The organism is Actinomadura alba (genome assembly GCF_014323705.1).
Taxonomy (GTDB): Bacteria; Actinomycetota; Actinomycetes; order Streptosporangiales; family Streptosporangiaceae; genus Actinomadura_C; species Actinomadura_C alba.
In genome coordinates this window covers 104,949-131,063 of sequence record NZ_JABVEC010000004.1, presented here as the reverse complement: position 1 = coordinate 131,063, position 26,115 = coordinate 104,949, and the positions used below count along the sequence as shown (strand labels likewise).

The following is a 26,115-nucleotide window of genomic DNA, read 5'->3' as shown; positions in this document are numbered from 1 at the left end:
CCGTGGAACGCTCGGCGACCGGTCAGCGCCAGATGGTGACGACGGAGCCACGGGGTGCGTTGCCGCCCGGTGGGTTCTGGAACAGCACCTGATCGCCCTCGTCGTCCCCACGGCCCGGGGCCTTCTTCATGTCGACTTGGAATCCGGCGCCCTCGAGCATCCCCTTGGCCTCGTCGACGCTCTTGCCGACGGTGCTGGGGACCGCCAGCATCTCCTGGCCGTTCGTGGGCGGGCAGAGCGGATTGATCTGTGGCAGGAAGCAGTTGTCCTGCTTGTTCACGTACAGTGTCACGTCGTCGCCGCGGGAGACCGCGGTGCCGGGGGGCGGGTTCTGGTTCAGCACCGTGCCGGGCGGCTTGCTCGGATCCTGCTGCTCCTCGACCTTCACGTCGAGGCCCATCGCGCGGAGCTGGTTGGTGGCGGCGTCGCCCGGCTGGCCGACCAGGTTGGGCAACGCCACGCCGTTGCTCAGCACGATGCCCACGGGCTCGTCGGGCGACTGCCGGTCCCCGGCCTTGGGGTCGGTCCGCACGACCGCGTCCTTGAGCACGGTGGACGAGGGCGCCCTCGTAACGTCGCCGGTGGTGAAGCCGTTGTCCTCCAGGACCTTCTTGGCCTCGTCGAGCGACTTTCCGGTCACGTCGGGAACCGGGATCGGCTGGCGGCCCTTGGACAGGACGATCGTGATGACCTGGCCCTGCTTGACCCGCTCACCGGGCGCCGGCTCGGCGGAGACGACGTGATTCCTCTTGACCTTGTCGGAGTAGACGGCGGTGCCGCGCTTGAAGTCGATGCCCTCCTCGGTCAGCCGCGTGCGGGCCTGCTCGGCCGACATCCCGACGATGTCCCGCGGAACCTTGGCGTACTGGCCGGCGGTCTGATACCAGACCGCCCAGCCGATGACCACCACGGCGATGACACCCAGCGCGATGAGCACGAACCGTCCGGTGATGAAGTCGATCAGCCGGTCGAGGAAGGGCGCCCGCGGCGTGGACTCCTGCGGCATCGCGCCGAGCGGGATGACGCTCGTGCGCATTCCGGCCCCGACGGGCGGCCGCGTGGGCGCCGGTGGCCCGCTCTGCAGCACCGAGGTGGCGTTCGCGGCCATCTCGTCGATGTTCGGCGGCAGATTGCGGTGCGTGTCGGCCACGGCGGCGAGGAACCGCCCCGCGTCCGGAGGGCGGCGGGCGGGGTCGTGACTCGTCGCCATCGCGACCAGGGCGTCGAGCTGCGGCGGAATGCCGGGCGTGACGCTGGACGGCAGGGGCACGACCTCGTTGACGTGCTTGTAGGCGACGGCGAGAGGCGTCTCGCCCTGGTGCGGCTGCCGGCCGGTGAGCAGCTCGAACAGCATGACCCCGGCCGCGTAGACGTCGGAACGCACGTCCGCGTGCCCCGACAGAACCTGCTCGGGAGCCAGGTAACCGACCGTACCGATGATCATTCCGGTCTTGGTCTGCTTGCTCGCCGACTCGGCGCGGGCAAGGCCGAAGTCGGCCACCTTGACCTGTCCGTCGCCCGTGAGGAGCACGTTCTCGGGTTTGACGTCACGGTGCACGAGGCCGGCGCGATGGGCCGCGCCGAGGGCCGCCAGCACCGGCTGCATGATCTCGAGCGCGTGCCGTGGGCCGAGCCTGCCCCGCTCGGTCAGCAGATCGCGCAGGGTGCGGCCGGGTACGTACTCCATCGCGAGGAAGACGTACTGGCGGTCGGTTCCCTGGTCATAGACGGCGACCACGTTGGGGTGCGACAGCGCCGCGGCGGACTTCGCCTCGCCGATGAACCGGTGGACGAAGTCGTCGTCCTGGGCGAGGCCAGCGTGCATGACCTTGAGCGCGATGGGCCGGTCGAGCTTGAGATCCTTGCTCAGGTAGACGGTCGCCATACCCCCACGAGCGATCCGCGACTCAATGCGGTAGCGCCCGTCGAGCACCTGCCCGACGAGTGGATCAGCAACCGTCGTGTCCATCGATGAGAGTGTACGGGCGAATCGGTCCCCGTCTCATCAGTCATGGGTATGACACCGCCATCAATACCGCGATCATCCAGAATGTGTCGGATCTGTCACGGAGCGATCACCCGGCAGAGCCGGATGGGACCGCGGCGCGCGGATGGGAACCCTTCGCGAGCGACCGAGACCGGGCCGGCAACCAGACTCGGACGCTGCTGAACAACCCCCCGACTGTCCAGCAGCGCCCGAGCGGACGCCGTCGAGCCCCACCCCCCCGGTACGGGGCCCGGCGGCCTTGCCCCAGCAACCGGTGGCCCGTTCCGCGACGCGCTCGTCTCCGGGCTTGGATCTCCCGATGACGGCGCGGGAACGCGCCTCCGACCTTCGCTGGGTATCCCTGGTCGCTCATGCTGGGGGTGGTGCGGCGATGGTGCGGGTCACGCCCCTACGCCGCCCGCGTCCCCCCGAACGCGGTGTGAAGCTTGCCAGCGAGCCCACACTAAAGTGCTCCCGCCACTGGTGGGAGCACTCCAGGGACCGCCTCGACAAACGGTGCGCAGCGAGCGCCATACGTAGCGTGACCCGGCGACGGGCGGGCGATTCGGCACGACGAACGGCATTGAGACATGACCGGGAACGGTCTTGGGTCCGTCCGTTGCGGGCCTTCTCGGTGAACACGACCGCCGCCGGGACTCAGGCCCGGAAGCGCCGGATGAGCTGGTCGCGCACCTCACGGGTGTGGCGGCGGCTGACGGTCAGCAGCTCTTCGCCGACCTGGACGATGGCCCGGCCACCGTCGAAGTGCAACTCGCTGATGTGCCCGGCGGCGACCAGCGTGCTGCGGTGGATCCGGATGAACCCGGCGGTCTCCCACCGCTTGGCGAGCACGTTGAGCGGCATCCGCACCAGATAGCTGCCGTCGGCGGTGTGCAGGCGCACGTAGTCACCGTGCGCCTCGGCGTAGGTCACGCTGGAACGCGTCACCAGACGGGTGCGGCCGCCCAGCTCCACGGGTACCACCTCGTCGACCGCGGCGGGCTCGCTGGTGCGGCGCACCGCCTCGGCTATGCGGTGCACCGCCTTGGCGAGCCGCTCCGGCCGTACGGGCTTCAGTAGGTAGTCCAGCGCGCCGAGCTCGTAGGCGGCCACCGCGAAGCCGTCGTGGGCGGTGACGAACACCACCGCCGGTGGTGCCGCGAAGCCGGACAGCAGGCGGGTGAAGTCGAGGCCGTCCAGGCCGGGCATCCGGATGTCGAGGAAGACCGCGTCGAGCCGATCCCCCGCGACCAGCACCCGGCTCAGTACGCGGAGCGCCTCGGCACCATCGCCCGCCTCGGCGACCTGCGCGATGCGCGGATCCTGCCGGAGCAGGAACGTGAGCTCCTCGAGCGCGGGCGCCTCGTCGTCGACGGCCAGGACGTTGAGCATGACATGGACCCTGCCGTTGATTACCCTCCGCGCGCAAGTGATTCCACCATGTGAGCGCGTGTCGTGTCCGGCGAGTCCCTGCTCACGGGGACGGGGAGCCGTCCTCCTCCTGGTACGCGTAGCGCTGTTCCCGCCATGGGTCGGCCACGTTGTGGTAGCCGCGCTCCTCCCAGAACCCGCGCTGGTTGCGCACGAGGTATTCGACGCCGCGCGCCCACTTGACGCTCTTCCACGCGTACAGGTGCGGCACGACCAGGCGAACCGGAAAGCCGTGATCGGGAGTGAGTCGCTCACCGTTGCGGTGGGTCGCGAACATGGTCGCGTCCGCCAGGAAGTCGGTCATCCGGATGTTGGCGCTGTAGCCGAACTCGGCCCACACCATCACGTGCGTGACGTCCGGATGCGGTGGCGCCAGCTCGACCAGGGTGGAGCCGGAGACGCCCTCCCACACGTTGTCGGGAATGGTGAACTTCGTGACGCAGTGGAAGTCGGCGGTCGCCTTCGTGACGGGGAGGTTCTCGAACCGCGACCAGTCCCAGCGGTGCGTCTCACCCGACTCGGTGGCGCCGAACACCCGGAAGTCCCAGTCCGCGGGCCGGAACCTCGGCACGGGCCCGTAGTGCAGGACGGGCCAGCCACGGGGGACGTGCTGTCCGGGCGGCAGGCGTTCGTCGGGCGGGGTCATGTTCCGGCCATCCTGCCATCCCGGTGAGCTGAGCCACATTCGGGCCCGGCCGCTCCTCGCCGGAGCGGATTGTGTAGCCTTGCCCACGTGCGCAGAGTCCTTCACTACGCGTTTTGGTATGGCGACCGACCCGGACGGGTGGTAGCCAGTCTGACGCTGCGCTGAGCGACCACTGACGAAAGCCCCGGGCCGGACGGCCCGGGGCTTTCGTCGTTACTGGACCCATCGATCGTGTAGCACCGCGTTCATCGCGGGACGGAGCTCGGGACAGAGGAGAGAAATGGTAGTCGTGATGGCCCCGGAGGCCACCGAAGCGGATGTCGACGCCGTCGTCTCACAGGTGGAGACGGCGGGCGGGGACGCGTTCGTCAGCCGCGGTGTGAACCGCACGATCGTCGGGCTCGTGGGCGACGTCCGGCAGTTCGGCGCGCTGAACCTGCGGGGCATGAGGGGCGTGAGCGACGTCCTGCGGGTCTCGGTCCCCTACAAGCTGGTCAGCAGGGAGAACCACCCCAACCGGTCCGTCGTGCGGGTCGGCGGCGTGCCGATCGGCCCCGGGACCATGACGCTCATCGCCGGGCCGTGCGCGGTCGAGACGCCCGAGCAGACGCTGGCCGCCGCGCAGATGGCGAAGGCGGCCGGCGCGACCCTGCTGAGAGGCGGCGCTTTCAAGCCGCGGACCTCGCCGTACGCCTTCCCCGGGCTGGGCGAGGCGGGTCTTCGGATCCTCGCCGACGTCCGGGCCGAGACCGGCCTGCCGATCGTCACCGAGGTGGTGGACGCCGGCGACGTCGCGCTCGTCGCCTCGTACGCCGACATGCTGCAGATCGGTACCCGCAACGCGCAGAACTTCACGCTGCTGCAGGCCGCCGGGGAGGCGGGCCGGCCGGTGATGCTCAAACGCGGTATGAGCGGGACCATCGACGAGTGGCTGATGGCCGCCGAGTACGTCGCGCAGCGCGGCAACCTCGACATCGTGCTGTGCGAGCGCGGCATCCGCACCTTCGAGAAGGCGACCCGCAACACGCTCGACATCTCCGCGGTGCCCGTGGCGCAGCGGCTGTCGCACCTGCCGGTCATCGTCGACCCCTCGCACTCGGGCGGTCGCCGGGACCTGGTGCTGCCGCTCACCCGGGCCGCGATCGCGGTGGGCGCCGACGGTGTGATCATCGATGTGCACCCGCACCCCGAGACGGCGCTCTGCGACGGGCCGCAGGCCCTCGTCGACGGTGACCTGCGCGAACTCGCCAAGATCGTACGTGACCTGCCCGGAATCGTCGGCCGCTCGCTGACCGTCGCCGAGCCGGCCCCGAACCCCGCCGGCACCGTCCCGGTCTGACCGCCGCCGCCGCCCGCCGTGATCATGCACTTGTTCGCCCACCGGACCGACCGACTCCCCGGAGCGGCGCCGACTTCTGCAAGATCACGGCGGGAAACCGCCACCGCGCCGTGGCGGTGGGTCAGGCGCCGATGGGCGGCTCGGGGTCGAAGTCCGACGGCCGGGGCGGCTCCGGCCCGTCGGGCCCCAGACGCGCGACCTTCTCGACGCGTACGATCCGGAACCGGCGCCCGGCGACGGTGAGGTCGTCGGCCCGCTCGAGTTCGAGCCGCCGCGCCGCCGCCGCGTACTCCTCGCGTTCCGTCACATCCGGCTGCTCGATGGCGGGCACGATGCCGCTGAAGTAGGCGGCGAGCGTGTCACGGGCCCGCTGCGGCGTGTCGCACGGCATGGTCGCGGACCGCCAGCCGTCGTCGACCTGCTCGGCGACGGAGAAGACCGGCGCCATGATCCGCACTCGCGGATAGGCGGTCATCGCGCGGCAGGCGTCCTCGCGGACGGGCGCGGGCAGGACGCCGCGCCTCGACACCGCCTCATCGAACTGCCGGCCCAGCTCGGCGGTGGACGCCATGGACCCGTCATCCGCGGTCGGGAGGAACTCCCGCACCCGCCCGGCCGCGATGCCGCGGCCGGACGGGCGCGGGTCCGGGTCGGTCGGCCGGGGCGGCTCCGGGGCCTCGGCGTTCATGCGCACGACCTGCTCGACCCGCACGATGCGGAACCGGAGGCCGGCCACGGTCAGGTCGTCACGACGCTCCCGGTCCAGCCGTCCGGCCACCGCGAGGAACTCGCCGCGGGTCGCCGCGTCCACCGCGACCTCCGCGTGCTTCCGGAGCCGCTCCGCCAGAACGTCCCTGGCGGCCTGTGGCGTCGCCTCAGCGGTCGAGGACACCTCCCAGCCGTGCCGCGCCTGCTCGGCGACGCCGAACACCGGCCCCACCATGAGCACCTGAGGGTAGGCCCGGACGGCGCGCAGCGCGTCCGCCGCGGCCATGGCCGAGATCGGGTGCGCCGCCGTCATCAGGTCGTGGAACTTCCGTTCCAGGGCGTCGTCGCTGCGGTCCATGGGGGCCATGCTTCCCGCAACCCCCACCGGCGCGCAGCGTAATCGCCGACGCGGTCACTTACGGGATGGCACGGCGAGGAGCACCAGGCTCGCCGCGAGGAGCAGCAGGCCGCCGACCGCGACCCCGCCGAGGCGCTCACCGAGGACCACCAGCCCGAGCACGGCGGCGACGGCGGGCTCGGCCAGGGTGAGAGTGGCCGCGGTGGCCACCGGGGTGCTTCGCAGCCCCCGCCCGTACAGCACGTAACCCAGAGTCGTGGTGACCACGCCGAGGTACAGCGTCACGAGCACGCCGCGGCCGGTCGCGACCCACACCGGGGAACTCGCGAGCAGCACCGGGAGCAGCAGCACGCCGGCCCCGCCGAAGATGGCGCCCATGACGACGCCGTCCCCCTCACCGGAGGTGATGAGCCGTGCGGCGGTGGTGGCGTACGCCGCGTAGGCGAAGCCGGACAGCAGCGCGAGCGCGACCCCGAGGGGCTCGATGCCGGCGGCCTCGCCGCCGCTGACCAGAGCCGCGCAACCCACGACGGCCCCCGCGGTGGAGGCCACCCACCGCCGGGAGAGGCGTGCGCCGCCGGTCAGCCGGGACAACAGCCCGGTGAACGCCGGTGCGCTGCCGATGGTCACCACCGTTCCGGTCGCCACGCCGGTGTGGTCGACGGCGGCGAAGAAGGCGGTCTGGTAGCCCGCCGCGCACACGGCACCGAGGGCGAGCAGAGCCCAGGTCGCCGGCGTGGCGGTGCGGAGGAGACGGACGAGCGCGCCGCCGCGTGCCCCGATCGCGAGGAGCAGAAGGCCGCCGAGCACGATGCGGGCCGCACCGACCGACACGGCGCCGGCGTCGTCCGGCGCGAAGGTGCGCACGGTGCCCGTGGTGCCCCACAGGGCGGCGGCCAGCAGGATGCAGCCGCTGCCGCCCAGCCGGGCCGATCGGGCCCGGCGGGGCTCGGAACCGCGATGTGCGGACAGACGGGTGGAAGGGCTCACGGAGGGACGCGAAGCGAAGCGCGACGAGAGACGCGTGGAGAGAGAAGCGGAGACACGCGTGGAGAGGCGTGCGGAGACAAGACGTGCGGAAAAGCGCGTGGACACGCGGAACGCTCCTGGACTCGGATCGGAGGGGGACTCTGTGTCCGGGGCGCGTCGCGCGTCGGCGTCAGGCGTAAGGCGTACGCGGAAGGCCGCATCGCTCACGGCGGGCCGGCATCGAGCGTGTCGACGCGGCGGTCATCCGTACGCCGGGTGCGCGAGTGAACCGATCACCCGTGCGCCGGCGGTGAACGCGCGGCGGAACCGATCGGCCGCGAACCGGCGACGAACGCGCGGAAGGGTCGATCGGGATTGCGCCCCGGTCAGAAGCGGGGCGGTCCGAGCTGGGGGGTCCAGTACGCCATGCCGGGGATCCTACCAATCCACCCGCCCCCGCCCGCTCTCCCCCTCCGTGATCATGCGGACATTCGCGGCGCCGCGGGGGCGATCGGTCCGGCCCGCGGCCGGGCCGCGTACCGTACGCCGCCGGCCGCGTGGCGTCAGGAGGCGGCGGGCTCTCCGTAGACGGGGCGATGCCGCTGTGCCGACGTGGCGAGCTGTTCGGCCAGTTCCCCGGCGTCCAGCCGCTTCTCCATCTGCCGGAGGTCCTCGATCTTGGCGCGGGTCTCGGCACGCCTCGGCGCGAGCAGCGTGCAGCAGTCCTCGTCCGGCAGCTCCGAGATCGCCAGCGTGCGGATGCGGCGCGCCTCGGCCATGATCTCGGTCTTGTCCATGCCGATGAGCGGCCGCAGGATGGGCAGCTGAACGGCGTCGTCGAGTGCGGTGATGTTGGTCAGCGTCTGGCTGCTGACCTGGCCCAACGAATCACCCGTGATCAGCGCCGCCCCACCGAGCCGGGCGGCGAGCGTCTCACCGGTCTTGAGCATCAGGCGCCGCTGCGCGATGATCTGCAGCCGCTCGGCCCCGGAGGACTTGATCTGCTGCTGCGCCTTGCCGAACGGCACGACGTAGAGCCGCGAGTCGCCCTGGAACTTGTCCAGCTCGCGTACCAGCGCGTAGGCCTTGTAGATCGACTCGGGACCGGTGAACGGCATGCCGGAGAAGTGCAGGTAGTCCACCCGCAGCCCGCGGCGCATCATGCGATAGGCCGCCACGGGCGAATCGATGCCGCCGGACATGAGCACCAGGCCGCGGCCGCTCATGCCGACCGGCAGGCCGCCCTGCCCCCGCAGCCCCTCGGTGAACACGAAGACCTCGTCGCGGTCGACCTCGATCGCGACCGTGATGTCGGGGTTCTTGAGATCGACCGGCAGACCGAACCGTTCCTGGACCGCGGCACCGACGCGCACAGCGATCTCTGAGGAGGTCATCGGGAACCGCTTGTCCCGGCGGCGCGGACGGACCGCGAAAGTGCCCTTGCGCGCCAGCGCCGGATGCCGGCCGACCAGGTCGATCGCGGCCCGTACGGTGTGCTCGACGTCCTTCTCGACGCGCCAGGCCCGCTGCACCCACACGATGCCCATGACGTCGGCGATGCGGCGGGCGACCGCGTCGACGTCGGCGAGCTTGCGGCTCTCGGCGCGCACGACGATGACGCCCTCTCGCTGCGCCACCCGCACCTGGATGCCGAGGCCCTTCACGGCGGCGCGGATGTTGTTCTGCAGGCGCCGCTCGAACAGATCGCGATTCTTGCCCTTGAGCACGATCTCGCCCAGCTTGAGCAACACGCATGGCTCACCGGCGACCTGCGCCTGCCCGGGCGCTTCCACCGGCACGTCCTCGTGCGGTGGCCGCTGGGCGGGCGGGGGCGTCTCCCCTCGAGCGGTGCCGAGCGTGGGCATGCGTGATCCTCCTGACAACCTGCGGATGTGCCTTCCAGTGTCGCCTACGGAAGCGAACACCGCGACCCGGAAGGCTGTTCCGCGCCGAGGCGGCCTGAGGTGCCTGGGGCGTCGGGCCCGACCCATCGGCGGGCTGGAGCCGGCGAGCGCCGAGGGGAGACAACCGCAGGGTCCCCTTCGCCGGTGAAGGGGACCCGGTACGTGCCCGTTCTCAGTTGTCCCGGAGCTTGCGCCCCTGTGCGTCCGTTCCCCCGTTGACGAGGATCATGATGCCGTCGATGAGCGGCCAGATGCCGCCGAGTCCGCAAGTGAGCCAGGTGGCCGCGATCTGGCCGATCGCCATGCCGTTGTGGCCGGTGTAGAAGCGGCCGGCCCCGAAGCCCCCGAGCAGGATCTGGAGCAGACCCGCCACCGTCTTCGACTTGTCCGAAAGCGGCATCCCGTAAGGATCGACGCCGTAGCCGCCGGACGGGACCGGGGCGTAGCCGCCGTACTGCTGCTGCTGACCGTACTGCTGCTGACCGTACGGGTCCTGCGGAGGCTGCTGACCATATTGCTGCTGACCGTACGGGTCCTGCGGGGGCTGCTGACCGTACGGGTCCTGCGGGGGCTGCTGACCGTACTGCGGCTGACCGTATCCGTAGTTCGGATCCTGCGGTGGATTGCTCATAGAACTGACGTTACTAAGAAGGACGAGACGAACGAGCGGGACTTAATGGAAGTTCCGTAACGATGTTTCCGCTCGTCGACGGCTCGTCACCTGCGCAGCCACCCCCGCCGGAGCCTTCGACGGCGCCGGCGGGGTGGCCTCACGGTGCGGACGGAGCGTCAGCCGAAGAAGACCTCTGCCTCGGTGTAGCGCTCGACCGGGACCGTCTTCAGCTTCTCGGTGGCGGCGCTCAGATCCACCCGGACGATGCCGGTGCCCTGGAGCGCGACCATCTTGCCGAAGTCGCCGTCGGCCACGGCGTCGATGGCCTGGAGGCCGAAGCGGGTGGCGAGCACGCGGTCGAACGCGGTGGGCGTGCCGCCGCGCTGGATGTGGCCGAGGACCGTGGTGCGGGCCTCCTTGCCGGTGCGCTTCTCGATCTCATTGGCCAGACGCTCACCGATGCCGCCCAGACGGACGTGGCCGAAGGCGTCGAGCTCGCCCGCCTGCAGCTCCATCTGCCCGTCGAGCGGGTGGGCGCCCTCGGCCACCACGATGATCGGGGCGTAGCGGGTCTTGAAGCGGCTCTCGACGTACGCGCATACCTTGTCGATGTCGAAGGGCTGCTCGGGGATCAGGATGACGTTGGCACCACCGGCCATGCCGGCGTGCAGCGCGATCCAGCCGGCGTGCCGCCCCATGACCTCGCAGATGAGTGCGCGGTGATGGCTTTCGGCGGTGGTGTGCAGGCGGTCGATGGCCTCCATCGCGATGCCCACGGCGGTGTCGAACCCGAACGTGTAGTCGGTGGCGTTGAGGTCGTTGTCGATGGTCTTCGGCACGCCGATGACGTTGACTCCGCTGTCGTAGAGCTGCCGGGCGACGCCCAGTGTGTCCTCTCCGCCGATCGCGATGAGGGCGTCGACCCCCAGCCCGGCCAGGTTGTCCTTGATCCGTTCAACGCCGCCCTCGACCTTGAGCGGGTTCGTGCGGGACGAGCCGAGGATGGTGCCGCCCCTCGGCAGGATCCCCCGTACCGCCTGAACGTCCAGCGCGACCGTGTCGCCCTCGAGCGGCCCGCGCCAGCCGTCCCGGAATCCGACGAACTCGAATCCGAAGACCTGCACGCCCTTGCGCACCACGGCGCGTATGACGGCGTTCAGACCGGGGCAGTCCCCGCCTCCGGTCAGCACTCCGACGCGCATGCCATTCCCCTCCGTCTTGACCAGGCCCCGATGACCCTCTCGCCCAGACTAGTGGCGGGAAGGGGCTGACCGGGGCACGCGCCCACCCAGGCGCGCTTCGCATCCAATGGTCTAGACCATAGCGGTACGACGCCGACTTCATGGTCGCATCACCAGGAATCGCCCGCATTCCCGCGCACGCGTTCACGGCGGTCACGGGCGCCCGGGGTACGCGGGTCACGGGCACTGTGGTTTTCCGCACCCATCGCGGTGGGGCCGGCGCCCGGAGGATCCGACGGCCGCCCTCATGGTCCGGCGCGACCGGCTTTTCTAGCGTCTTCCACATGATCGTACGAACAGTCGCCCAAGCCGCCACGGCGGAACCGGCGGGCGGATTCGCCGGCTGGGCCACCCAGCTCATGGAGACCCTCGGGGCCCCGGGCGCCGGAATCGCGGTGGCCCTCGAGAACCTGTTTCCCCCGCTGCCGAGCGAGGTGATCCTGCCGCTCGCCGGTTTCACCGCCGCCCAGGGTGACATGCACCTGCTCAACGTCATCTTCTGGACGACCCTCGGTTCGGTCGCCGGTGCCGTCGTGCTCTATTACGCTGGTGCGCTGGTCGGCCGGGACCGCACCCTCGCGATCGCCGCGAGACTGCCGCTGGTGAAGGTCTCCGACCTCGAGCGGACCGAGGCGTGGTTCGCCCGGCATGGGGTCAAGACGGTGTTCTTCGGGCGGATGATCCCGATCTTCCGCAGCCTGATCTCGATCCCGGCCGGGGTCGAGCGGATGCCGATCCTGACCTTCGTGACCTTCACCGCACTCGGGAGCCTGATCTGGAACACCGCCTTCGTGCTGGCCGGCTACGCGCTCGGCGACAATTGGCACCAGGCGGAGCAGTACGCCGGGGTGTTCCAGTACGTCGTCGCCGCCGCGGTGGCGGTCGCCACCGTCTGGTTCGCGGCCGCGCGGGTGGCCCGGGTCCGGCGCGACCGGCGAGCCACGCGAAGCCCAGGCCACCGGGCCCGGCGCTGATCCGGCTAACCTGACCGTGCAGATGAGCGCAACTGGCCAGCCCGCCGAGGGCCTCGCGCGCGCGGACGGCATGGTCGTCGTACGCGTGGACGAGGACGGGACCGGGGGTGCCGACCCCGGGGGCGGCGGCCTGTCCGGGCTGGCCCGCCGGGTGGCCACGCTCGACGGGCGGTTCCGGGTGCACAGCCCTCCCGGCGGCCCCACCACCGTCGTCGCGGAGCTGCCGTGCGAGTGATCCTGGCCGAGGACTCGGTGCTGCTGCGTGAGGGGCTCATCCGCCTGCTCACCGAGGAGGGCCATGAGGTGATCGGCGCGGTGGGTGATGGCGCTGCGCTGATCGAGGCGATCGAGGCGGTCGATGCGGCCCCACCGGACGTGGTGGTGGCCGATGTGAGAATGCCGCCGTCCCACACCGACGAGGGGCTGCGCGCCGCACTGGAGATCCGCCGGCGCTGGCCGCGCGTGGGCGTCCTCGTCCTGTCGCAGTACGTCGAGAAGCGCTACACCACCGAGCTGCTCACCGCCGACACCGAGGGCGTCGGCTATCTGCTCAAGGACCGCGTCATGCAGGTGGAGGAGTTCCTCACGGCGCTCGAGCGGGTGGGCGCCGGCGGGGCGGCCTTCGACCCCGAGGTCGTCAGGCAGCTGCTCGCGCGCACCACGCGGGCCGACCCGCTGGGCCGCCTCACCCCACGGGAGCGCGACGTGCTCGACCACATGGCGCAGGGCCATACCAATGCGGGCATCGCGGCCCGGCTCCACATCTCCCAGAGCGCCGTGGAGAAGCACATCAACGCGATCTTCGACAAGCTCGGGCTGGCGCACGCCACCGGCTACAGCCGTCGCGTCCTCGCCGTGCTCCGCTACCTCGGGAGCTGAGACCGCCTCGGGCGCACCACCACCGCGCGGCCGAGCACCTGCACGATCACGCCCCCGGGCAGCCGGCCGACCGCGACGCGGCGGCGCCGCGGCGGTCCGTCGGGCCGGTACGACCAGTGGGCCTCGCACCCCGCGAGCTCTGCCGCCGCGGCGGGCGGCAGGTGGGCGCGGCGGGAGCGGGCGAACCCCCACCCGTCGAGCCAGGCCCCCCGGGAGGGGGTTCCGGCGGCCCAGTCAGCGAAGGCGGCCGGCCACCGGGCACCGTGGGCCGCGGCCAGCCGGGGCCACGCACGGGCCACCTCGCCGGCCCGCTTGTTCAACAGCGCCCGGGCCGCCACCGCGATCCGCGCCGGGTCGAAGCCGGGCGGCGGCTCGTCACCGGCTACGAGCGCCCGTACCAGCCGCTCCTGTGCGGCGGCGAGTTCCTCGCGCGCCGTCAGCGGCGGATCCGGAACGGGGTCCGGTGTCGTGACCGTCATGTCACGTGCGGAAGGCCGGCGGCGTCGGCGATGGCGTCGAGCTCGGCCCTCAGCTCGCCGGCGGGCGGATACCGGCCGTCGCGTTCGAGCAGCAGCCCCGGCGGGTCGCGCCTGGCGCAGAGCTCGGAGACCAGGGCCAGCACCTCGTTCGGCACCGGGTCGGTGTGGGTGTCGTGATACAGCCCGTCGCGCTCGGAGCCGCCGGCCACGTGCACATAGGCCACGCGCTCGAGCGGCAGCGAGTCCAGCAGGTCGAGCGGATCCTCACCGCGGTTTCGGGCGTTGGCGTAGACGTTGGCGACGTCGAGCAGCAGAAGGGCGTCGGTCCGCGCCAGCACCTCGGTCAGGAAACCGGCCTCGTCGTAGTCCTGGTCCGGCCAGTCGAACAATGTCGCGATCGGTTCGACCGCCAGCGGCACGGGCAGCTCCGCGCAGGTCCGGCGGATGTTGTCCGTGAGCACGTCGAGCGCGGCGCGGGTCCGGGGCACAGGGAGCAGATGACCCGCCTCGATCCCGCCCGCCCGTACGAACGCGATGTGCTCACTGACCAAGGGCGCGTCGAGCAGTTCCGCGCACTCTGCGAGGTGCGAGACGCGGTCGACGGTGACCGGCTCGGCGCCGCCGAGCGACAGCCGCACCCCGTGCGGAATGATCCGGGTGCCCCGGTCTCTCAGCGCGAGCAGTTCGTCGGCGGGATGCGCGGCATGCACCGATTCCGCGATCACTTCGGTGAACCGCAGCCCCGGCAGTCCGGCGACGAAGCCGGCGATGTCCGGCCGCCAGCCGATGCCGACACCGAGGTCCACGGGGGGCGCGACCACGCCGCTCATCCGCCACCGCCGCAACCGCCACCACCACCGCCGCAACCGCCGCCGCTGCCACCGCCGCTGCCACCACCGCCGCCGCCGCAGCCTCCTCCGCCGCAGCCGCTCCCGCCGCCGCAGCCGCCCGAGCCGGCGGCGGCACAGGCGTAGCCGCCGGCGTACCCGCCGTCCGTCTGCGACCGGGAGTAACGCCCGAGCTCGGCCTGCTCCGCAAAGGTGGGATCGATGCTGAGGAGCGCGGGCAGGCCGAACAGCGCGACGCCGAGAGCGGCGCCGTGCGGACCGTACACGGACCACGCGGGGTTCTTCGAAGGGTCGAGATACGCGTGCTCGGCTCGGGCGCTCCGCAGCGCGTCGCCTCCTGCCCGGGTCACCCGCGGAAGGCCGGCGAAGAACAGGACCAGGGCGGCGAAGGCCACGACCGGCAGCAGCACCGGGAGGAATCCGATCGGCTCGCCGTTCTGCGCGTCGACGATGATGCGCGCGATGCCGACACCGATGAGCACACCGAGGGGCAGGGCGGCGAGACGGACCCACATCCGTTCTGCCTCGGTGATCAGGAAGCCGTCTCGCTGGAGCGTCGTGCGGACCCCCTCGAGCGTCTGCCGCACGTGATACTCCGACGGAAGATGCCGGACCCGGGCGGACCCGCGTTGCCGGACGGCCGTCAAAAGCGCCTCGGAGAGCGGCTCGCGCGCCGTGTTCGGCACGTCTACAGCCCGTACGAAACCCTGACCGACCCCGGCGACGGCACCGCCGACCCGCAGCTCAGCGAGCGCGGCGAGGACCGCCATCCCCGGCCCTCCGGCGACGTAGGCCGTCTCGACGGGCCCTAGCGTGCGCGGGACGGCGCCGCCTCGTCCCACGCGCAACCGCAGGACCAGCGCCAGCACGACCAGCGCGACGGCCGCCGTCACGAACAGAGTGATGAACAGTGAGTTGGAGATGCCCCAGGTGTCGCCTTGCCCAACAGTCTGCACAGTCTCTCCCCGCAAAGAGTCAGGGGCCGGGCCCCGCATCCCGGCCCCTTGGTCTCATAGATGCCAGAAGGCCGCGAATGGTTCCGGGTCCTATGACACAAAACACACCGATTTCGCGATCTCGTACGGCCGGGCTTGGCATGGCACGCGCCGCCAGGTCCGGCCGTCGCCCGCACGCCCCACTCGGTCGCCGTCCGCCGCGGTTCGCCCCGCCGCCTCAACTTCCGCCGCCGCAGCCACCCCCACCGCCGCAGCCACCGTCCCCGCCTCCACCGTCCCCGCCGGCTCCGTCCCCACTGCCACACCGGCCACCCCAGCCACTCCAGCCACCGGTGCTCCCGCTACCTCCGCCACCGGCCTGCACGTGGACCTGCTCGATGATCGCGGACTCCTCGGCGAAGGCCGGGTCGACGCTCAGCATCGCCGCCACGCCGAACACGCCGACGCCGTACGCGACGTCGGCCGTCCCGTAGGTCTGCCACGCCGGGGACATCGACGGCTCCAGATGCGCGTGCGTGGTCCTGGCATCGGCGAGCGCCACCTGGCCGGCCGTCGTGACGCGCGGTCTCACGACGAGCCCGGCCACCGTCAGGACCGTCACTCCGATCATGGCCAGCATGAGGACGACCACCGGGGCCCCGTTCCCGACGCCGGCCCCGAGACGGACCAGGCCGATGACCAGCAGCCCACCGAGCGGAACGACGGTGAGACGGAGCCGGGATCGCTCGGCCGCGGTCGACAGGAGTCCCTTGCGCTCCAGGTCGCGCCGGGTCTTGTCGAGCGCTCGCCGTATCCCCAGGTCGGTGCCGAGGTGCGCCGTCCTGACCACTCCATCGCTCCGGATCGCCCTGAACACCTTCTCGATGAGCAGCGCGCCGATCGCGTCGGCGGCGGCGTACGAGGCGCCCGTGGCCTCCAGGCGGCCACGCCCGGCGCTCTTGACGGCCCGGTCGGCCCGCAGCGCCATGACGGCGGCGGCGATCGCCCTGGGCGGACCGCCACCGAGGTAGGCGGTCTCGATCGGATCGAGTGGAGCCTTCGCCGGCCGTCCCCGCGTGATCCTGCGGCGCAGAAGCACCGTCAGTCCCGCGAGCGCGACGGCCGCGACGACGTAACCGGCAGCGAACATCGGATCCGAGATGCCCCAGGCATCCCCCTGCGCGGCACTCGGCATGGCACTCTCCCCGCCGCCGGTGGGGGGCCGGGCCCCGCAACCCGGCCCCTCACCACATAGATGCGCGAAACCCGCGTTCGGTTGACACCTTCGTGCGACGGAACGCGGCCGGTGCGCCCGGCCGACCGGCGCCGCCGTGCTGGAGGTGCCGGTCTGAACCGGTCACTCCTGGTCGAGGCCCTTCTCGATGGCGTAGCGCACGAGCTGAACGCGATTGTGCAACTGCAGCTTGTTGAGGGTGTTCTGTACGTGGTTCTGCACCGTTCGGTGCGACAGCACCAGGCGCTCGGCGATCTGCTTGTAGGTCAGTCCCTTGGCGACCAGCCGCAATACCTCGGTCTCGCGCTCGGTGAGCCGAGGGGTGTCCTCGTCGTGGCGCCGCGGGGCCGCGGCCAGCCTGCGGTACTCCCCCAGCACGAGCCCGGCCAGTCCCGGCGTGAACACCGCGTCGCCCACGGCCGTCCGGCGCACCGCGTCCAGGAACTCGTCACGACCGGCGGACTTGATCAGGTAGCCGGTCGCACCGGCCTTGACCGCGCCGAGCACATCCTCCTGCTCGCCGCTGGCCGACAGCACGAGCACACGCACCGAGGGGTCGGCGGCGACCAGTTGCCGCGTCACCTCGACACCACTGATGTCGGGCAGTTGAAGATCGACGACCACGACCTGTGGCCTCACCGCACCGGCGATCCGCACGGCGGCGCGGCCCTCGCCGGCCGTCGCCACGACGTCGTAGCCGGCGTCGGAGAGGTCGCGGGCGACCGCGTCACGCCACATCGGGTGATCATCGACGACCATGACGCGCAGGGGGATGTCGGTCACGCCGATCACCCTAACCGTCACCGTGCGGGTCGCGGCAGCCCCTCAGGTCCGCCGGCCGGCGCCCGCGTGGGTCAGGAGGAGGGGGACGGCGACGGCAGCGGCGGCGCCGTCGGCTCCTGCGGCACGCCGGGCATCGGCGGGACGCGTCGGGGGAAGGGCTGCTGCTGCTGCCACCGCGGCGGCCATTCGCCCTGCTCCTCACCGTTCCAGTCGGGGCCGTACCACCGTTTCGGTCCGGGCCCGTACGGCCCCGGACCGCGCTCGAATCTCACATAGCGATGCTCTCCACGATCATCGAGCAGATCCAGCAGGGCCACGGCCCCACCGCCGAGGATCGCCCCGGCGATGCCCGCGGCGACGAGCTGGACGGACCGGCGCCGGGCCCAGCCGAAATCGCGGTGCCGTGCCTCCCCCGGCGGCGGGACGGGCTCGGCGAACGGTGGTCGCGGGGGCGGAGGCGGCTGGGGCAGCCCCGGAGGCGAGGGCGGCGGGGGCGGCGAGGCCGGTGGGGCCGGCTCCGCGCCAGGCGTTCCGATACCGCCGTGCTCGTGCCCGGCAACGGCGTGCGGGTCGCCGGGAGGCGGTTCCTGCCGGCTCTCCGCCGGCTGCTCGGCCGGACCGGCCACCCGCTTGTCCTTCTCGTCGGCCATCGTGTCTCCTCGGCTCGCGGCACGGAGTCCCGCGTCGTGGGCGTCATCATGCACGCAGGCGGCTAAGCCCCGTGTAAGACGGGCACGGTGCGGTCCGCCCCACGGGGCAAGGCGCCGGTCGCCCAGGAGACGCGGTGCCGGTCGCCCAGGAGACGCGGTGCCGGTCAGCCCACGGTTCCGGTCAGCCCACGCCCGCCGGAACGCGCATCTCGATCTCGGTGCCCTCGCCCGGCACCGAGGTGACCGAGACGGCGCCGCCGAGGTCTCGGATCCGGCCGCGGATGGACTGCGCCACACCGAGCCGCCCATCGGCCTCCGCCGTGGTCAGCCGATCGGCGGACATGCCCGGCCCGTCGTCGCGGACGCTCACGGTCACGCCGTCGTCATCGCGCTCCAGCAACACCCACGCCCGCGCGCCCTCTCCGCAGTGACGCCGCACGTTGTCCAGCGCCGCGAGGACCGCGGCCTCGATCTCCCGCGCCGTGCGCACGGGCAACGGCACCGACGAGGCCGGCGTGGCGACCGTGACCGTCATCGACGCGTGCGCGGTGAGGAGCACGCGCAGGTCGGCCTCACCTGTGGAGTCGGCCGGACCGCCATGAGAACCGATCAGCGCGCGCAGCGCGCTCTCCTGCTCGCCGGCGAGCCGGCCCAGCTCGGCCGCAGGCCCGCCGAACTCGCTGCCGCGGCGCTGCACGAGGGCGAGCACCTGCAGCACCGAGTCGTGGATGCGGCGGGCGAGCCGTTCCCGTTCACGCGTGGCCGCCTCGAGCTCGATGGCCCGGGCCAGCCTCGCCTCGGCGTCGACGGCCAGCCGCGCGCCGTGCCCGACGATGACCCCTGCGAGGAACACCAGCACGATCCCGTTGAGCGTCGACTGTGTCGGCGCGCTGCCGGCGAGCTTGTGCACACCGAGGCCGGCCACCGAGATCACGAGCGCGGCGACGGCGCCGCGCCCCTTTCCGCCCGACACCGCCCACGTGAGCACGGCCGCGGCGACCCACACCGTCGGCAGCGTGGGGCTCCCTCCGGCGATCCGGTCCGGGGCGTCCACCCAGGCCGTGGCGAGCAGGCAACCGGCCGCCACGGACAGATCGGTGACCAGCAGTGGCCAGCCCCGCCGCCCGGAATCGGCATACGCGTAGACGGCACAGGCGGTCCACGCTGCCATCACCGCCAGCACGATCCAGCCGCCGAGGGGATGCCGGTAGTGCGCGAAGTTCGCGGTGACCAGGACCGCGGCGTACGCAAGGGCGGCGACCCGGAAGACCGCGGCGGTGCGCCACAGGGGGACCTCGAAGCCCATCCGGTTCAGCCTCCGGTATCGGAGTCCCGCTGCGCGCCCGTCTCGTCCGCGGGAGCGGCCCGCCCGGCCGCCTTGTCGGCCATCTCGGCCTTGACGTCGGCGGCGTAGCGGTCGACGTACTCCTGGCCGGACAGCTCCCTGATCGCCTTCATGATCTCGTCGGTCACGGCGCGCAGCACCTGATGGTCCTCGGCCTTGCCGTAGTAACGCGAGAAGTCAAGGGGCTCGCCGAAGCGCACGCCGGGGCGCACCCCCAGCCGTGGCCGGGTCCGGCCGGACGGCATCAGCTCGAATGTGTTGATCATGGCCATGGGAATGACCGGCGCCCGGGATTCGAGCGCCAGCCGGGCGACCCCCGTCTTGCCACGGTAGAGCCGATTGTCGGGCGCCCGCGTCCCCTCGGGATAGATCCCGAGCAACTTGCCCTCGCCGAGCACCCGCAGGCCGGTCCGAAGAGCCTCGTCGCTCGCCCCGCCGCCCGTGCGGTCCAGCGGGATGACGCCCACTCCGCTGAAGAAGAGCCGGTTCACGAAGCCCTTGATCCCCTTGCCGGTGAAGTACTCGCGCTTGCCGAGGAACACGATGGGGCGCCGCAGCGGCAGCGGCCCGAAGAAGTGGTCGGCGAACGACAGGTGATTGCTCGCCATGATGACCGGCCCGGTGCGCGGAACGTTGTGCATGCCTTCGTTGCGGGGGCGCCACACGATGGTGAGGACGGGTCCCAAGATGGCCTTGACCACCCACCAGAACATGCCGCCACCCTTCTTGGAACATGCCTTCGACAGCCTGCCGAACCGGAGATGATTGGACATCCTGCCATCTCGAGCGCGGGTCTCCCACACCCTTGGTGTACGAGCGCAACGCATGGGACGATTCGGGCCGTAGGCTCATCTCAGTAACGCTTGTCGAGGGGAGCGAGGGCTGTCATGGCGCTGAGGCCCGGTCCATCGGGGGAGCCGAACCCGTGAACCGTCGTGGCAACGGGCTGTCCGCAGCCGCATACGCACCGCTGGCCGATCTCGTGGCCGAGCTGGCGGACGCCATGCTCGCCGCGCTGCGCGAGGCGGGCGTGGCCGCATACGCGGCGTCCTCCGCGACCGAGCCCTCGGAGGAGCCTCCGGCGGAGGAACCTCTGGACCGCCTGTACGTGGACACGTCCATGAAGTCCACCGCCGAGAACGTGCTGCACTCACATCTCGACCGGCTGCGCGAGGAGCTCAGCCACGACCCCGGGCCCGGCGCCCGTCCGGCGGACGGGGGTGCCGCAACGGAGACCGAGACCGGCACCGACACGGTCGAGCGCGACGACGACGCCGTCTGGGCCGAGATCGTGGCGTCCTTCGAGAAGTCCCCGAACGACGGGGCGAAGCCCTGGCCCGACGAGGAGGACCTCGACGAGCCCACCGACGGCGAGCTCACCGGCGTCGAGGGCGACGATCGCACCGGGCGGCTGCCGACCGCGCGCGTGGTCGAGCTGTCCGGCGGGTCACCGGCCCCGGCCGCTGACGACGAGGGGCACTACGTGCCGCCGCCTCCGCCGCCACTGCCGAGCGGCGACACCGTCACGCGGACGGCCTGGGCGTCCCTGCTCGGCGGTCCGCTGTACCTGCTGCTGACCGTGCTGCTCGGCTGGGAGGTGCCCGGCTGGGCCGCGTTCCTCGCGGTCGCGGCCTTCATCGGCGGCTTCGTGACACTGGTGCTGCGGATGGGCGATGAGCCGCGCGGCCCCGACGACGGCGCCGTCGTCTGACGGAGCGCCGCTCGAAGATCGCCTGCAGGCCGTACGGAGCCGGTCAAGCGCGCAGGGCGAGTTCCGCGACCACCGGGCGGTGGTCGGTGGCTCTCGCGTAGTCGGCGGTGACCGCGGCGTCGGCGGGCACGCCGCAACCGATGACCTCGACCTCCGGGTCGGCGAAGATCGCGTCGATGCGCCGCTGCGGGCGACGCGCCGAGTACGTGTGTCCCATCCCGGCCGGTGCCGTGGCATAGGCGTCCTGGAACCTTCGCGCGAGCAGATCCCAGGCCTGCCCTCCGGAGTCTTCGTTGATGTCGCCCGTCAGCACGACGGGTGCGCGGTACCTGCACCTGGCCCGCTCCAGCAGGCCGAGCACCTGGCCGACATGGGCCCGCCTGGGCAGGTCGGCCAGGTCGAGATGGGTGCTCGCGGCGATGAGCCGGACGCCCTGGACCTCGGCCACGGCGATCGCGAGGCCCCGGCGGTGCATCCCCGCCACCCGGGTGAGCAGGTGGTACTCCTGATGGAGCACGGTGGCGCGCGGGCCGGCCAGCACCGCCAGGCCCGCCGCCCGGCGCCCGGCGCCGACGGTGAGCCCACAGTGCCGCGCGAACCGCCGGCGCTTCGCGCGCCACAGCAGGAAGCGCGGGACCTCCTGCAAGCACACGAGATCGGGCGCGCATCCGCGAACGACCCGCTCGAGCGCGGTGGTGTCGTCGCGCAACGACCTGATGTTGTAGCTCAGCACCCGTATGGTCGGCACGTCCCCAACGTACCCGCGCGTCCTGCCGGATGATCACTCCGAGCGGACCCGTACCGCAACCTTCACTACCCGTACGCCCCACCAACACCTCGACGCCGGCTGATGAGAGCGGCTCAAGAGCCCGCGAGCGGGCGCGCGGTGTCTGGACTGAGGAGCGAGGGAGCGAGGAACGAGCGACTGAGCGACGAGGGAAGACACCGCGTCAAAGCGCCCGCGAGCCGCCGCGCCGAAGGCGCGGCCATGAGACACGCGTCAAAGCGCCCGCGAGCCGCCGCGCCGAAGGCGCGGCCATGAGGCACGCGTCAAAGCGCCCGCTCGCTGCGCGAGCGTAGCGAGCGCGGTCAAATACGAGCGAGGTCGGCCGCGCCGACGATGCCGGCCGCCGAGCCCAGCTCTGCGATGCGAATGTCGGCGAAGGCGCGGTGGCCACGGCCGGTGAGCATGGTCTCGAACGCGGCGCGCACGGGAGCGAGCAACAGGTCTCCCGCGTCGGAGAGCCCGCCGCCGATGATGAAGACGCCCGGGTCGAGGATCGCCGTCAGGTCGGCGAGGCCCTGCCCGACCCATCTGGCGATGGTCTGGAAGCATTCGATCGCGGCGGGATCGCCTTCCCGGGCGGCCTGGGTGATCTCGGGTCCGCTGATGCCGTTGGGCTCGCCGTCGCCGAGTTCGAGCAGCCGGCCGGCCAGCGCGGGTGAGACGCGCGCGAGGTCGCGGGCCTCGGCGACGAGCGCGCTGCCGCTGGCGTACTGTTCCCAGCAGCCGCGGTTGCCGCAGCCGCAGCGACGACCCTCGGGCACCACCCGGAAATGGCCGATCTCACCGCCGATGCCGAAGCGGCCGCGGTAGAGGTTGCCGTCGACGACGATGCCGCCGCCGATGCCGGTGCCGAGGGTGACGCAGACCAGGAAGTCCTCACCCCGGCCGGCTCCGAACCGCGCCTCGCCCCACGCCATGGCGTTGGCGTCGTTCTCGACGACGACGGGGAGTTCGACCCGTTCCTCGATCTTCTGCTTGATCGGCTCATCGCGCCAGGCGAGGTTGGGCGCGAAGTGGACCATGGCCCGGGCTTCGTCGACGAACCCGGCCGCGCCGACGCCGACCGCCTTGACGTCGACGAACTTATCCTTCAGCAGGTTGACGACCTCGGCGATGACCTCGGCGGTCTCCTTCGGATTGGTGGACGGCGTCGGCCGTCGTACCTGCTCCAGAATCCGGCCATGGTGATCGACAACGCCGGCGGCCACCTTCGTGCCGCCGACGTCCACGCCGATGGTCAGCGCCATGTACCGCATCCTCCTGTTCACATCCGGCGGGCGGTCGCCCCCGGTGGGTTCCATGCCGGCCTGCCGGATTCAGCCGACGTCGATGGGGTCTCCGTCGGTCCCCTGGCGAGGCGGCCTGGAACGGTCGTAGGCCGCCACCGTCTCGCGCATCGCCGCGATCAGTGCCTGGCCGGCGTCCATCACATGCCCGACGACGTCGGTGCCCGACGCGCGCGCGGCGGCGATCGTACGGCAGATCGGACAGTACTGGCACTCCGCAGCACCAGTGGCGAAATGGGACGCCGCACTCTCGTGCGTCGCCCAGCCCCAGACGTCGTCGTCGGCGGGCGCGCTGCTCCGCATCCGCCGGCGCATCGTCACGAAGAGCTTCACGGCCTCCTCGAGGACCTGACCCGACTGCTCGCTCATGGGACCATCATCCACCTCGTCATCGGCGAGAAACCGTACCGCCCCGGCGGCGGCACGCTGGTATCGGTCACCGCTCGACGTGCCGCTTCAGGCCCTTGAGCGCCGAATCGATGATCATCTTTTCGCCCCTGCGCTTGACCATGCCGATCATGGGAATGCGCGAGTCGACGGCCAGTTCGTAGGTGACCTCGGTGGCGCCTTCGCGCTCTTCGAGCCGGTAGGAGCCGCGCAGTGACGTCACCACGTTGCCCTTCTCGACCAGCGTCCAGCGCACGCCCTCGTCGCCGTCCCAGTCGTACGAAAGGCCTATGGTGTCCTTGATGGGGCCCGCGTCGATGGTCATGCGCACCCGTGCCGGCCGGCCGTCGGCACTGGCCTCGAGTACCTCGACGTCCCGGATGCCCCCGGCCCATTCGGGGTAGCCCTCCAGGTCGGCGATGACCTCGGTGATCTCGGGTCGTCCCCTTTTGATCACGATAGTGGAACTCGTCCGATCCGCCATCGGCGTCCGCCCTTCACCTCGTATGCCCCCACCGCGCGCCCCTGGTGAGCCACGTGGAGCGTACCCCCAGAGGATGCACCGCCTAAACCATCAGGACGTACGGCGTTCCGCTGGCCCGGAAGTGACCGACGTTGACGCATTCCGTACGGCCGACCCGCATCCGCCGCGCGAGCGGCTGATGGACGTGCCCGAACAGGACGTACCGTGGCTGCGTCTCGTGGATCAGCTCGAGCACCGCCTCGCTGCCCCGCTCCAACCGCCGCGCGACCGTGTCGTACAGCAGGTCGGGCACGGCGGGCGGGATGTGGCAGCAGAGCACGTCGACCGCCCCGACCGCGGCGACCTTGGCCGCGTAGACCTCATCGTCCAGCTCGTTCGGCGTGCGGTACTCGGTGCGCAGCCCGCCGCCGACGAAGCCGAACCGCAGCCCGCCCAGCTCGACGACCTCGCCGTCGAGCACGCGGTGCCCGTCCCGCAGATAGTCGCCCCACATGCGCGGGAGGTCGACGTTGCCGTAGGTGAGATAGGCGGGGGCCGGCATCGCCTGGAACAGCTGGGCGTACTGGCGGCGGACGGCGCGCTCGATGTGCGGCCAGGCTTCGCCGTCCAGCGAGCCCCACATCTCCTGAGAGAACCGGCGCGCATCGTCGAACCGCTTCTGGGTGCGCAGCGCGATGAAGTGATCGGCGTTCTGCTGGCCGAAGAGCTCGGCGAAGATGCCCTGCGCGTGGTCGGCGTAGTCGATGAACAGGATGAGGTCGCCGAGACACACGAGCGCGTCGGCCCCGTCGGCCGCCCGGGCGAGGGCGTCCACGCGGCCGTGAACGTCGCTCACCACATGGATTCGCATGAATCAACAGTAAGCGCTCACGGGGCCGTGAAGCCTCGGCGCCGCGAGCCGTCCGCCAGGGCACCGCCGGCCGAGAACCACCACAAGACCTAGCATTTCCCGTGAAAACCTATAAACCGGGCGTTTCCCCACATAACCGCTCCAATCGCCCGCCATCAGTAAAAACGTTAGTATTTCCGATTTAGCAAAAGCGTCAAGTCGGGATATCTGATGGTTTGTCGCGCTTGCCGCCGGGGATGGCGTAGGTGGAACACGCGAGATGGAGTCAGATGGTGGGCCTTAGGGACTCATCGTGCGAATCTCTTCATCCCGCAGGCGCATTTCGCACCTTTCGACTTCGAATCCTCCAAGGAGGAACTTCCATGAGAACTCCCATGCGCATCGCAGCGGTCATCGCGGCCCTCGCCTTCGCGGGAGCGGGTGCCGGCCTGACGGCGGCGTCCGCGCAGGCCGCAACGGTCACCCAGGCCATCACCGCGCCCACGTGGGGCGGCGGCGGCGAATTCATCGTCGAGGACGACGACTTCTTCCTCTTCGAGGACGACGGCGACTGCGGCGACGGCGACTTCTGACCTGACCGGAAAGGGCTCCCGCGCCTCTGGGCGCGGGAGCCCGTCGCATATCCGCGCGCGAATTCCCTCTCGTCACCCGGCCCGGAATCACTCATTCCGCTTCGCGAGTTCGGCATTCCGCGTTCTCGTGGTCCGCGACGCCGGTGAAGGAGAGCGCGCTCGGTCAGGGAGAGGCCGCCGGAGTATGCCCTTGGTGGCCCGAGCCGGACCTGCCGTGGTCATCGCCGTCCTGAATGGCGCCACCGAGCTTGTCGTAGAACGGCTGGAGGTTCTGCTGGGTGCCGACGATGACCCACCGGGGGCCGATGAGATAGGTCCCGCCCCATTCCTTCGCCGCGCTCAGCCAGGTCTCCTTGGCCTTGTCCGTGACGAAGGTCAGCATGACGTAGCGGTTGTCGGAGGTCTTGCACTGGCCCTGCCTGAGTTCGGCGGCGTTGGTCTGCGTCTGGAGCTCGCAGCCGGTTCTCGACGCGAGCTGCTCGAGCGTCGCGGCCTTCGCCGCCCTGGCCGGGAAGCTCGGATCGCCGGCCTCACTCGGGGCGGGCGCCCCGCTCCCCCGCGTACAGGACACGGCGGCCTGTGCCGCGACCAGCATCACGAACACCCTCACAACGGCGCGGCTGCGGAACACCATCGATGGCCCTTTCCCTGGGCGACGGCTATGGACGTGCGTGCTCACGCACAGGGATACGCACGAGCCCCCGTGCGGGGTTCA

At 71.4% G+C, this 26,115-nt stretch carries 27 protein-coding genes and 1 pseudogene; 6 read left to right on the top strand and 22 right to left on the bottom strand.

Annotated elements, in window-relative coordinates:
- Positions 1-22 precede the first annotated feature (22 nt).
- From pknB to HKK74_RS07895, 3 genes are all read right to left on the bottom strand, one after another.
- Positions 23-1,969: a Stk1 family PASTA domain-containing Ser/Thr kinase gene (pknB, locus tag HKK74_RS07905; RefSeq protein WP_187242421.1), complete on the bottom strand. Its 1,947-nt coding sequence runs from the start codon at positions 1,967-1,969 to the stop codon at positions 23-25.
- A gap of 675 nt (positions 1,970-2,644) precedes the next feature.
- On the bottom strand, positions 2,645-3,379 hold the full coding sequence (locus HKK74_RS07900) for a LytR/AlgR family response regulator transcription factor (protein WP_187242420.1): 735 nt from the start codon (positions 3,377-3,379) through the stop codon (positions 2,645-2,647).
- 82 nt (positions 3,380-3,461) lie between these two features.
- Complete coding sequence (locus HKK74_RS07895) at positions 3,462-4,064, bottom strand: sulfite oxidase-like oxidoreductase (RefSeq protein WP_187242419.1); 603 nt, start codon at positions 4,062-4,064, stop codon at positions 3,462-3,464.
- 280 nt (positions 4,065-4,344) lie between these two features.
- Here HKK74_RS07895 and aroF point away from each other — a divergent pair, with 280 nt between their 5' ends.
- Positions 4,345-5,403 carry a 3-deoxy-7-phosphoheptulonate synthase gene (gene aroF / locus HKK74_RS07890; protein ID WP_187242418.1) on the top strand — a complete coding sequence of 353 codons (1,059 nt, stop codon included), beginning with the start codon at positions 4,345-4,347 and terminating at the stop codon, positions 5,401-5,403.
- Positions 5,404-5,524: 121 nt separating this feature from the next.
- On the opposite strand, the gene HKK74_RS07885 is transcribed toward aroF, so the two are convergent.
- From HKK74_RS07885 to HKK74_RS07865, 5 genes are all read right to left on the bottom strand, one after another.
- The gene (locus tag HKK74_RS07885) at positions 5,525-6,469 is read right to left on the bottom strand and encodes a DUF5954 family protein (RefSeq protein ID WP_187242417.1); all 945 of its coding nucleotides are present in this window, start codon (positions 6,467-6,469) and stop codon (positions 5,525-5,527) included.
- Positions 6,470-6,523: 54 nt separating this feature from the next.
- Complete coding sequence (locus HKK74_RS07880) at positions 6,524-7,459, bottom strand: DMT family transporter (RefSeq protein WP_312881336.1); 936 nt, start codon at positions 7,457-7,459, stop codon at positions 6,524-6,526.
- Between the two features lie 542 nt (positions 7,460-8,001).
- Positions 8,002-9,303: a tRNA uracil 4-sulfurtransferase ThiI gene (gene thiI / locus HKK74_RS07875; RefSeq protein ID WP_187242416.1), complete on the bottom strand. Its 1,302-nt coding sequence runs from the start codon at positions 9,301-9,303 to the stop codon at positions 8,002-8,004.
- 211 nt (positions 9,304-9,514) lie between these two features.
- Positions 9,515-9,973, bottom strand: a complete 459-nt coding sequence (locus HKK74_RS07870; RefSeq protein WP_187242415.1) for a TM2 domain-containing protein — start codon at positions 9,971-9,973, stop codon at positions 9,515-9,517.
- A gap of 158 nt (positions 9,974-10,131) precedes the next feature.
- Positions 10,132-11,157 (bottom strand): 6-phosphofructokinase, encoded by a 1,026-nt coding sequence (locus HKK74_RS07865; RefSeq protein ID WP_187242414.1) that lies wholly within the window; start codon positions 11,155-11,157, stop codon positions 10,132-10,134.
- Between the two features lie 323 nt (positions 11,158-11,480).
- Between HKK74_RS07865 and HKK74_RS07860 the strand changes: the two genes are divergently transcribed.
- The 3 genes and pseudogenes from HKK74_RS07860 (at position 11,481) to HKK74_RS07850 (ending at position 13,049) form a co-directional block, all read left to right on the top strand.
- The gene (locus HKK74_RS07860) at positions 11,481-12,170 is read left to right on the top strand and encodes a DedA family protein (RefSeq protein ID WP_187242413.1); all 690 of its coding nucleotides are present in this window, start codon (positions 11,481-11,483) and stop codon (positions 12,168-12,170) included.
- A gap of 73 nt (positions 12,171-12,243) precedes the next feature.
- A pseudogene (locus HKK74_RS07855) lies at positions 12,244-12,405 on the top strand (sensor histidine kinase); the annotation flags it as partial.
- The gene (locus HKK74_RS07850) at positions 12,396-13,049 is read left to right on the top strand and encodes a response regulator (RefSeq protein ID WP_187242412.1); all 654 of its coding nucleotides are present in this window, start codon (positions 12,396-12,398) and stop codon (positions 13,047-13,049) included. The pseudogene HKK74_RS07855 and the gene HKK74_RS07850, both read left to right, overlap by 10 nt.
- Here HKK74_RS07850 and HKK74_RS07845 read toward each other — a convergent pair.
- From HKK74_RS07845 to HKK74_RS07810, 8 genes are all read right to left on the bottom strand, one after another.
- Positions 13,034-13,528: an SCO6045 C-terminal-like domain-containing protein gene (locus tag HKK74_RS07845; protein ID WP_187242411.1), complete on the bottom strand. Its 495-nt coding sequence runs from the start codon at positions 13,526-13,528 to the stop codon at positions 13,034-13,036. The genes HKK74_RS07850 and HKK74_RS07845 overlap by 16 nt on opposite strands.
- Positions 13,525-14,349, bottom strand: coding sequence for an MbnB/TglH/ChrH family RiPP precursor modification enzyme (locus HKK74_RS07840; protein ID WP_222721996.1), 825 nt, complete (start codon positions 14,347-14,349; stop codon positions 13,525-13,527). Before HKK74_RS07840 ends, HKK74_RS07845 begins: the two co-directional genes overlap by 4 nt.
- Before the next feature lie 5 nt (positions 14,350-14,354).
- Entirely contained in the window at positions 14,355-15,332 is a 978-nt protein-coding gene (locus HKK74_RS07835; RefSeq protein ID WP_187242409.1) for a TIGR04222 domain-containing membrane protein, read from the bottom strand.
- 217 nt (positions 15,333-15,549) lie between these two features.
- Positions 15,550-16,506 carry a TIGR04222 domain-containing membrane protein gene (locus HKK74_RS07830; RefSeq protein WP_187242408.1) on the bottom strand — a complete coding sequence of 319 codons (957 nt, stop codon included), beginning with the start codon at positions 16,504-16,506 and terminating at the stop codon, positions 15,550-15,552.
- Between the two features lie 162 nt (positions 16,507-16,668).
- Positions 16,669-17,304, bottom strand: a complete 636-nt coding sequence (locus HKK74_RS07825; RefSeq protein ID WP_187242587.1) for a response regulator — start codon at positions 17,302-17,304, stop codon at positions 16,669-16,671.
- Positions 17,305-17,399: 95 nt separating this feature from the next.
- Positions 17,400-17,978 carry a hypothetical protein gene (locus HKK74_RS07820; protein ID WP_187242407.1) on the bottom strand — a complete coding sequence of 193 codons (579 nt, stop codon included), beginning with the start codon at positions 17,976-17,978 and terminating at the stop codon, positions 17,400-17,402.
- Between the two features lie 181 nt (positions 17,979-18,159).
- Positions 18,160-19,284, bottom strand: a complete 1,125-nt coding sequence (gene macS / locus HKK74_RS07815) for a MacS family sensor histidine kinase (RefSeq protein ID WP_187242406.1) — start codon at positions 19,282-19,284, stop codon at positions 18,160-18,162.
- A gap of 5 nt (positions 19,285-19,289) precedes the next feature.
- Entirely contained in the window at positions 19,290-20,036 is a 747-nt protein-coding gene (locus HKK74_RS07810; protein ID WP_187242586.1) for a lysophospholipid acyltransferase family protein, read from the bottom strand.
- Positions 20,037-20,248: 212 nt separating this feature from the next.
- On the opposite strand from HKK74_RS07810, the gene HKK74_RS07805 reads away from it, so the two are divergent.
- Positions 20,249-21,034 (top strand): hypothetical protein, encoded by a 786-nt coding sequence (locus tag HKK74_RS07805; protein WP_187242405.1) that lies wholly within the window; start codon positions 20,249-20,251, stop codon positions 21,032-21,034.
- A gap of 43 nt (positions 21,035-21,077) precedes the next feature.
- On the opposite strand, the gene HKK74_RS07800 is transcribed toward HKK74_RS07805, so the two are convergent.
- The 5 genes from HKK74_RS07800 to HKK74_RS07780 form a co-directional block, all read right to left on the bottom strand.
- A complete protein-coding gene (locus tag HKK74_RS07800; RefSeq protein WP_187242404.1) occupies positions 21,078-21,782 on the bottom strand; it encodes an endonuclease/exonuclease/phosphatase family protein in 705 nt (234 codons plus the stop codon).
- Positions 21,783-22,123: 341 nt separating this feature from the next.
- Positions 22,124-23,068: an ROK family glucokinase gene (locus HKK74_RS07795; protein WP_187242403.1), complete on the bottom strand. Its 945-nt coding sequence runs from the start codon at positions 23,066-23,068 to the stop codon at positions 22,124-22,126.
- 69 nt (positions 23,069-23,137) lie between these two features.
- On the bottom strand, positions 23,138-23,476 hold the full coding sequence (locus HKK74_RS07790) for a hypothetical protein (RefSeq protein WP_187242402.1): 339 nt from the start codon (positions 23,474-23,476) through the stop codon (positions 23,138-23,140).
- A 67-nt stretch (positions 23,477-23,543) separates the two neighbouring features.
- Positions 23,544-23,978 (bottom strand): SRPBCC family protein, encoded by a 435-nt coding sequence (locus tag HKK74_RS07785; protein ID WP_187242401.1) that lies wholly within the window; start codon positions 23,976-23,978, stop codon positions 23,544-23,546.
- 82 nt (positions 23,979-24,060) lie between these two features.
- Positions 24,061-24,828 carry a metallophosphoesterase family protein gene (locus tag HKK74_RS07780; RefSeq protein ID WP_187242400.1) on the bottom strand — a complete coding sequence of 256 codons (768 nt, stop codon included), beginning with the start codon at positions 24,826-24,828 and terminating at the stop codon, positions 24,061-24,063.
- A gap of 362 nt (positions 24,829-25,190) precedes the next feature.
- Here HKK74_RS07780 and HKK74_RS07775 point away from each other — a divergent pair, with 362 nt between their 5' ends.
- Entirely contained in the window at positions 25,191-25,400 is a 210-nt protein-coding gene (locus HKK74_RS07775) for a hypothetical protein (RefSeq protein ID WP_187242399.1), read from the top strand.
- Positions 25,401-25,563: 163 nt separating this feature from the next.
- Here the strand turns inward: HKK74_RS07775 and HKK74_RS07770 are convergent, their stop codons facing one another.
- Complete coding sequence (locus HKK74_RS07770; protein ID WP_187242398.1) at positions 25,564-26,034, bottom strand: hypothetical protein; 471 nt, start codon at positions 26,032-26,034, stop codon at positions 25,564-25,566.
- Between the last annotated feature and the right edge of the window lie 81 nt (positions 26,035-26,115).

What these genes read in the sequence shown, in the direction of transcription:
- HKK74_RS07770 (WP_187242398.1), bottom strand. Translation starts at nt 26,034, where the DNA reads ATGGTGTTCCGCAGCCGCGCCGTTGTGAGGGTGTTCGTGATGCTGGTC.
- aroF (WP_187242418.1), top strand. Translation starts at nt 4,345, where the DNA reads ATGGTAGTCGTGATGGCCCCGGAGGCCACCGAAGCGGATGTCGACGCC.
- HKK74_RS07790 (WP_187242402.1), bottom strand. Translation starts at nt 23,476, where the DNA reads ATGAGCGAGCAGTCGGGTCAGGTCCTCGAGGAGGCCGTGAAGCTCTTC.
- HKK74_RS07895 (WP_187242419.1), bottom strand. Translation starts at nt 4,064, where the DNA reads ATGACCCCGCCCGACGAACGCCTGCCGCCCGGACAGCACGTCCCCCGT.
- HKK74_RS07885 (WP_187242417.1), bottom strand. Translation starts at nt 6,469, where the DNA reads ATGGACCGCAGCGACGACGCCCTGGAACGGAAGTTCCACGACCTGATG.
- HKK74_RS07900 (WP_187242420.1), bottom strand. Translation starts at nt 3,379, where the DNA reads ATGCTCAACGTCCTGGCCGTCGACGACGAGGCGCCCGCGCTCGAGGAG.
- HKK74_RS07860 (WP_187242413.1), top strand. Translation starts at nt 11,481, where the DNA reads ATGATCGTACGAACAGTCGCCCAAGCCGCCACGGCGGAACCGGCGGGC.
- HKK74_RS07870 (WP_187242415.1), bottom strand. Translation starts at nt 9,973, where the DNA reads ATGAGCAATCCACCGCAGGATCCGAACTACGGATACGGTCAGCCGCAG.
- HKK74_RS07845 (WP_187242411.1), bottom strand. Translation starts at nt 13,528, where the DNA reads ATGACGGTCACGACACCGGACCCCGTTCCGGATCCGCCGCTGACGGCG.
- HKK74_RS07865 (WP_187242414.1), bottom strand. Translation starts at nt 11,157, where the DNA reads ATGCGCGTCGGAGTGCTGACCGGAGGCGGGGACTGCCCCGGTCTGAAC.
- HKK74_RS07775 (WP_187242399.1), top strand. Translation starts at nt 25,191, where the DNA reads ATGAGAACTCCCATGCGCATCGCAGCGGTCATCGCGGCCCTCGCCTTC.
- HKK74_RS07780 (WP_187242400.1), bottom strand. Translation starts at nt 24,828, where the DNA reads ATGCGAATCCATGTGGTGAGCGACGTTCACGGCCGCGTGGACGCCCTC.
- thiI (WP_187242416.1), bottom strand. Translation starts at nt 9,303, where the DNA reads ATGCCCACGCTCGGCACCGCTCGAGGGGAGACGCCCCCGCCCGCCCAG.
- HKK74_RS07830 (WP_187242408.1), bottom strand. Translation starts at nt 16,506, where the DNA reads ATGCCGAGTGCCGCGCAGGGGGATGCCTGGGGCATCTCGGATCCGATG.
- HKK74_RS07795 (WP_187242403.1), bottom strand. Translation starts at nt 23,068, where the DNA reads ATGGCGCTGACCATCGGCGTGGACGTCGGCGGCACGAAGGTGGCCGCC.
- HKK74_RS07825 (WP_187242587.1), bottom strand. Translation starts at nt 17,304, where the DNA reads ATGGTCGTCGATGATCACCCGATGTGGCGTGACGCGGTCGCCCGCGAC.
- pknB (WP_187242421.1), bottom strand. Translation starts at nt 1,969, where the DNA reads ATGGACACGACGGTTGCTGATCCACTCGTCGGGCAGGTGCTCGACGGG.
- HKK74_RS07785 (WP_187242401.1), bottom strand. Translation starts at nt 23,978, where the DNA reads ATGGCGGATCGGACGAGTTCCACTATCGTGATCAAAAGGGGACGACCC.
- HKK74_RS07820 (WP_187242407.1), bottom strand. Translation starts at nt 17,978, where the DNA reads ATGGCCGACGAGAAGGACAAGCGGGTGGCCGGTCCGGCCGAGCAGCCG.
- HKK74_RS07810 (WP_187242586.1), bottom strand. Translation starts at nt 20,036, where the DNA reads ATGTTCTGGTGGGTGGTCAAGGCCATCTTGGGACCCGTCCTCACCATC.
- macS (WP_187242406.1), bottom strand. Translation starts at nt 19,284, where the DNA reads ATGGGCTTCGAGGTCCCCCTGTGGCGCACCGCCGCGGTCTTCCGGGTC.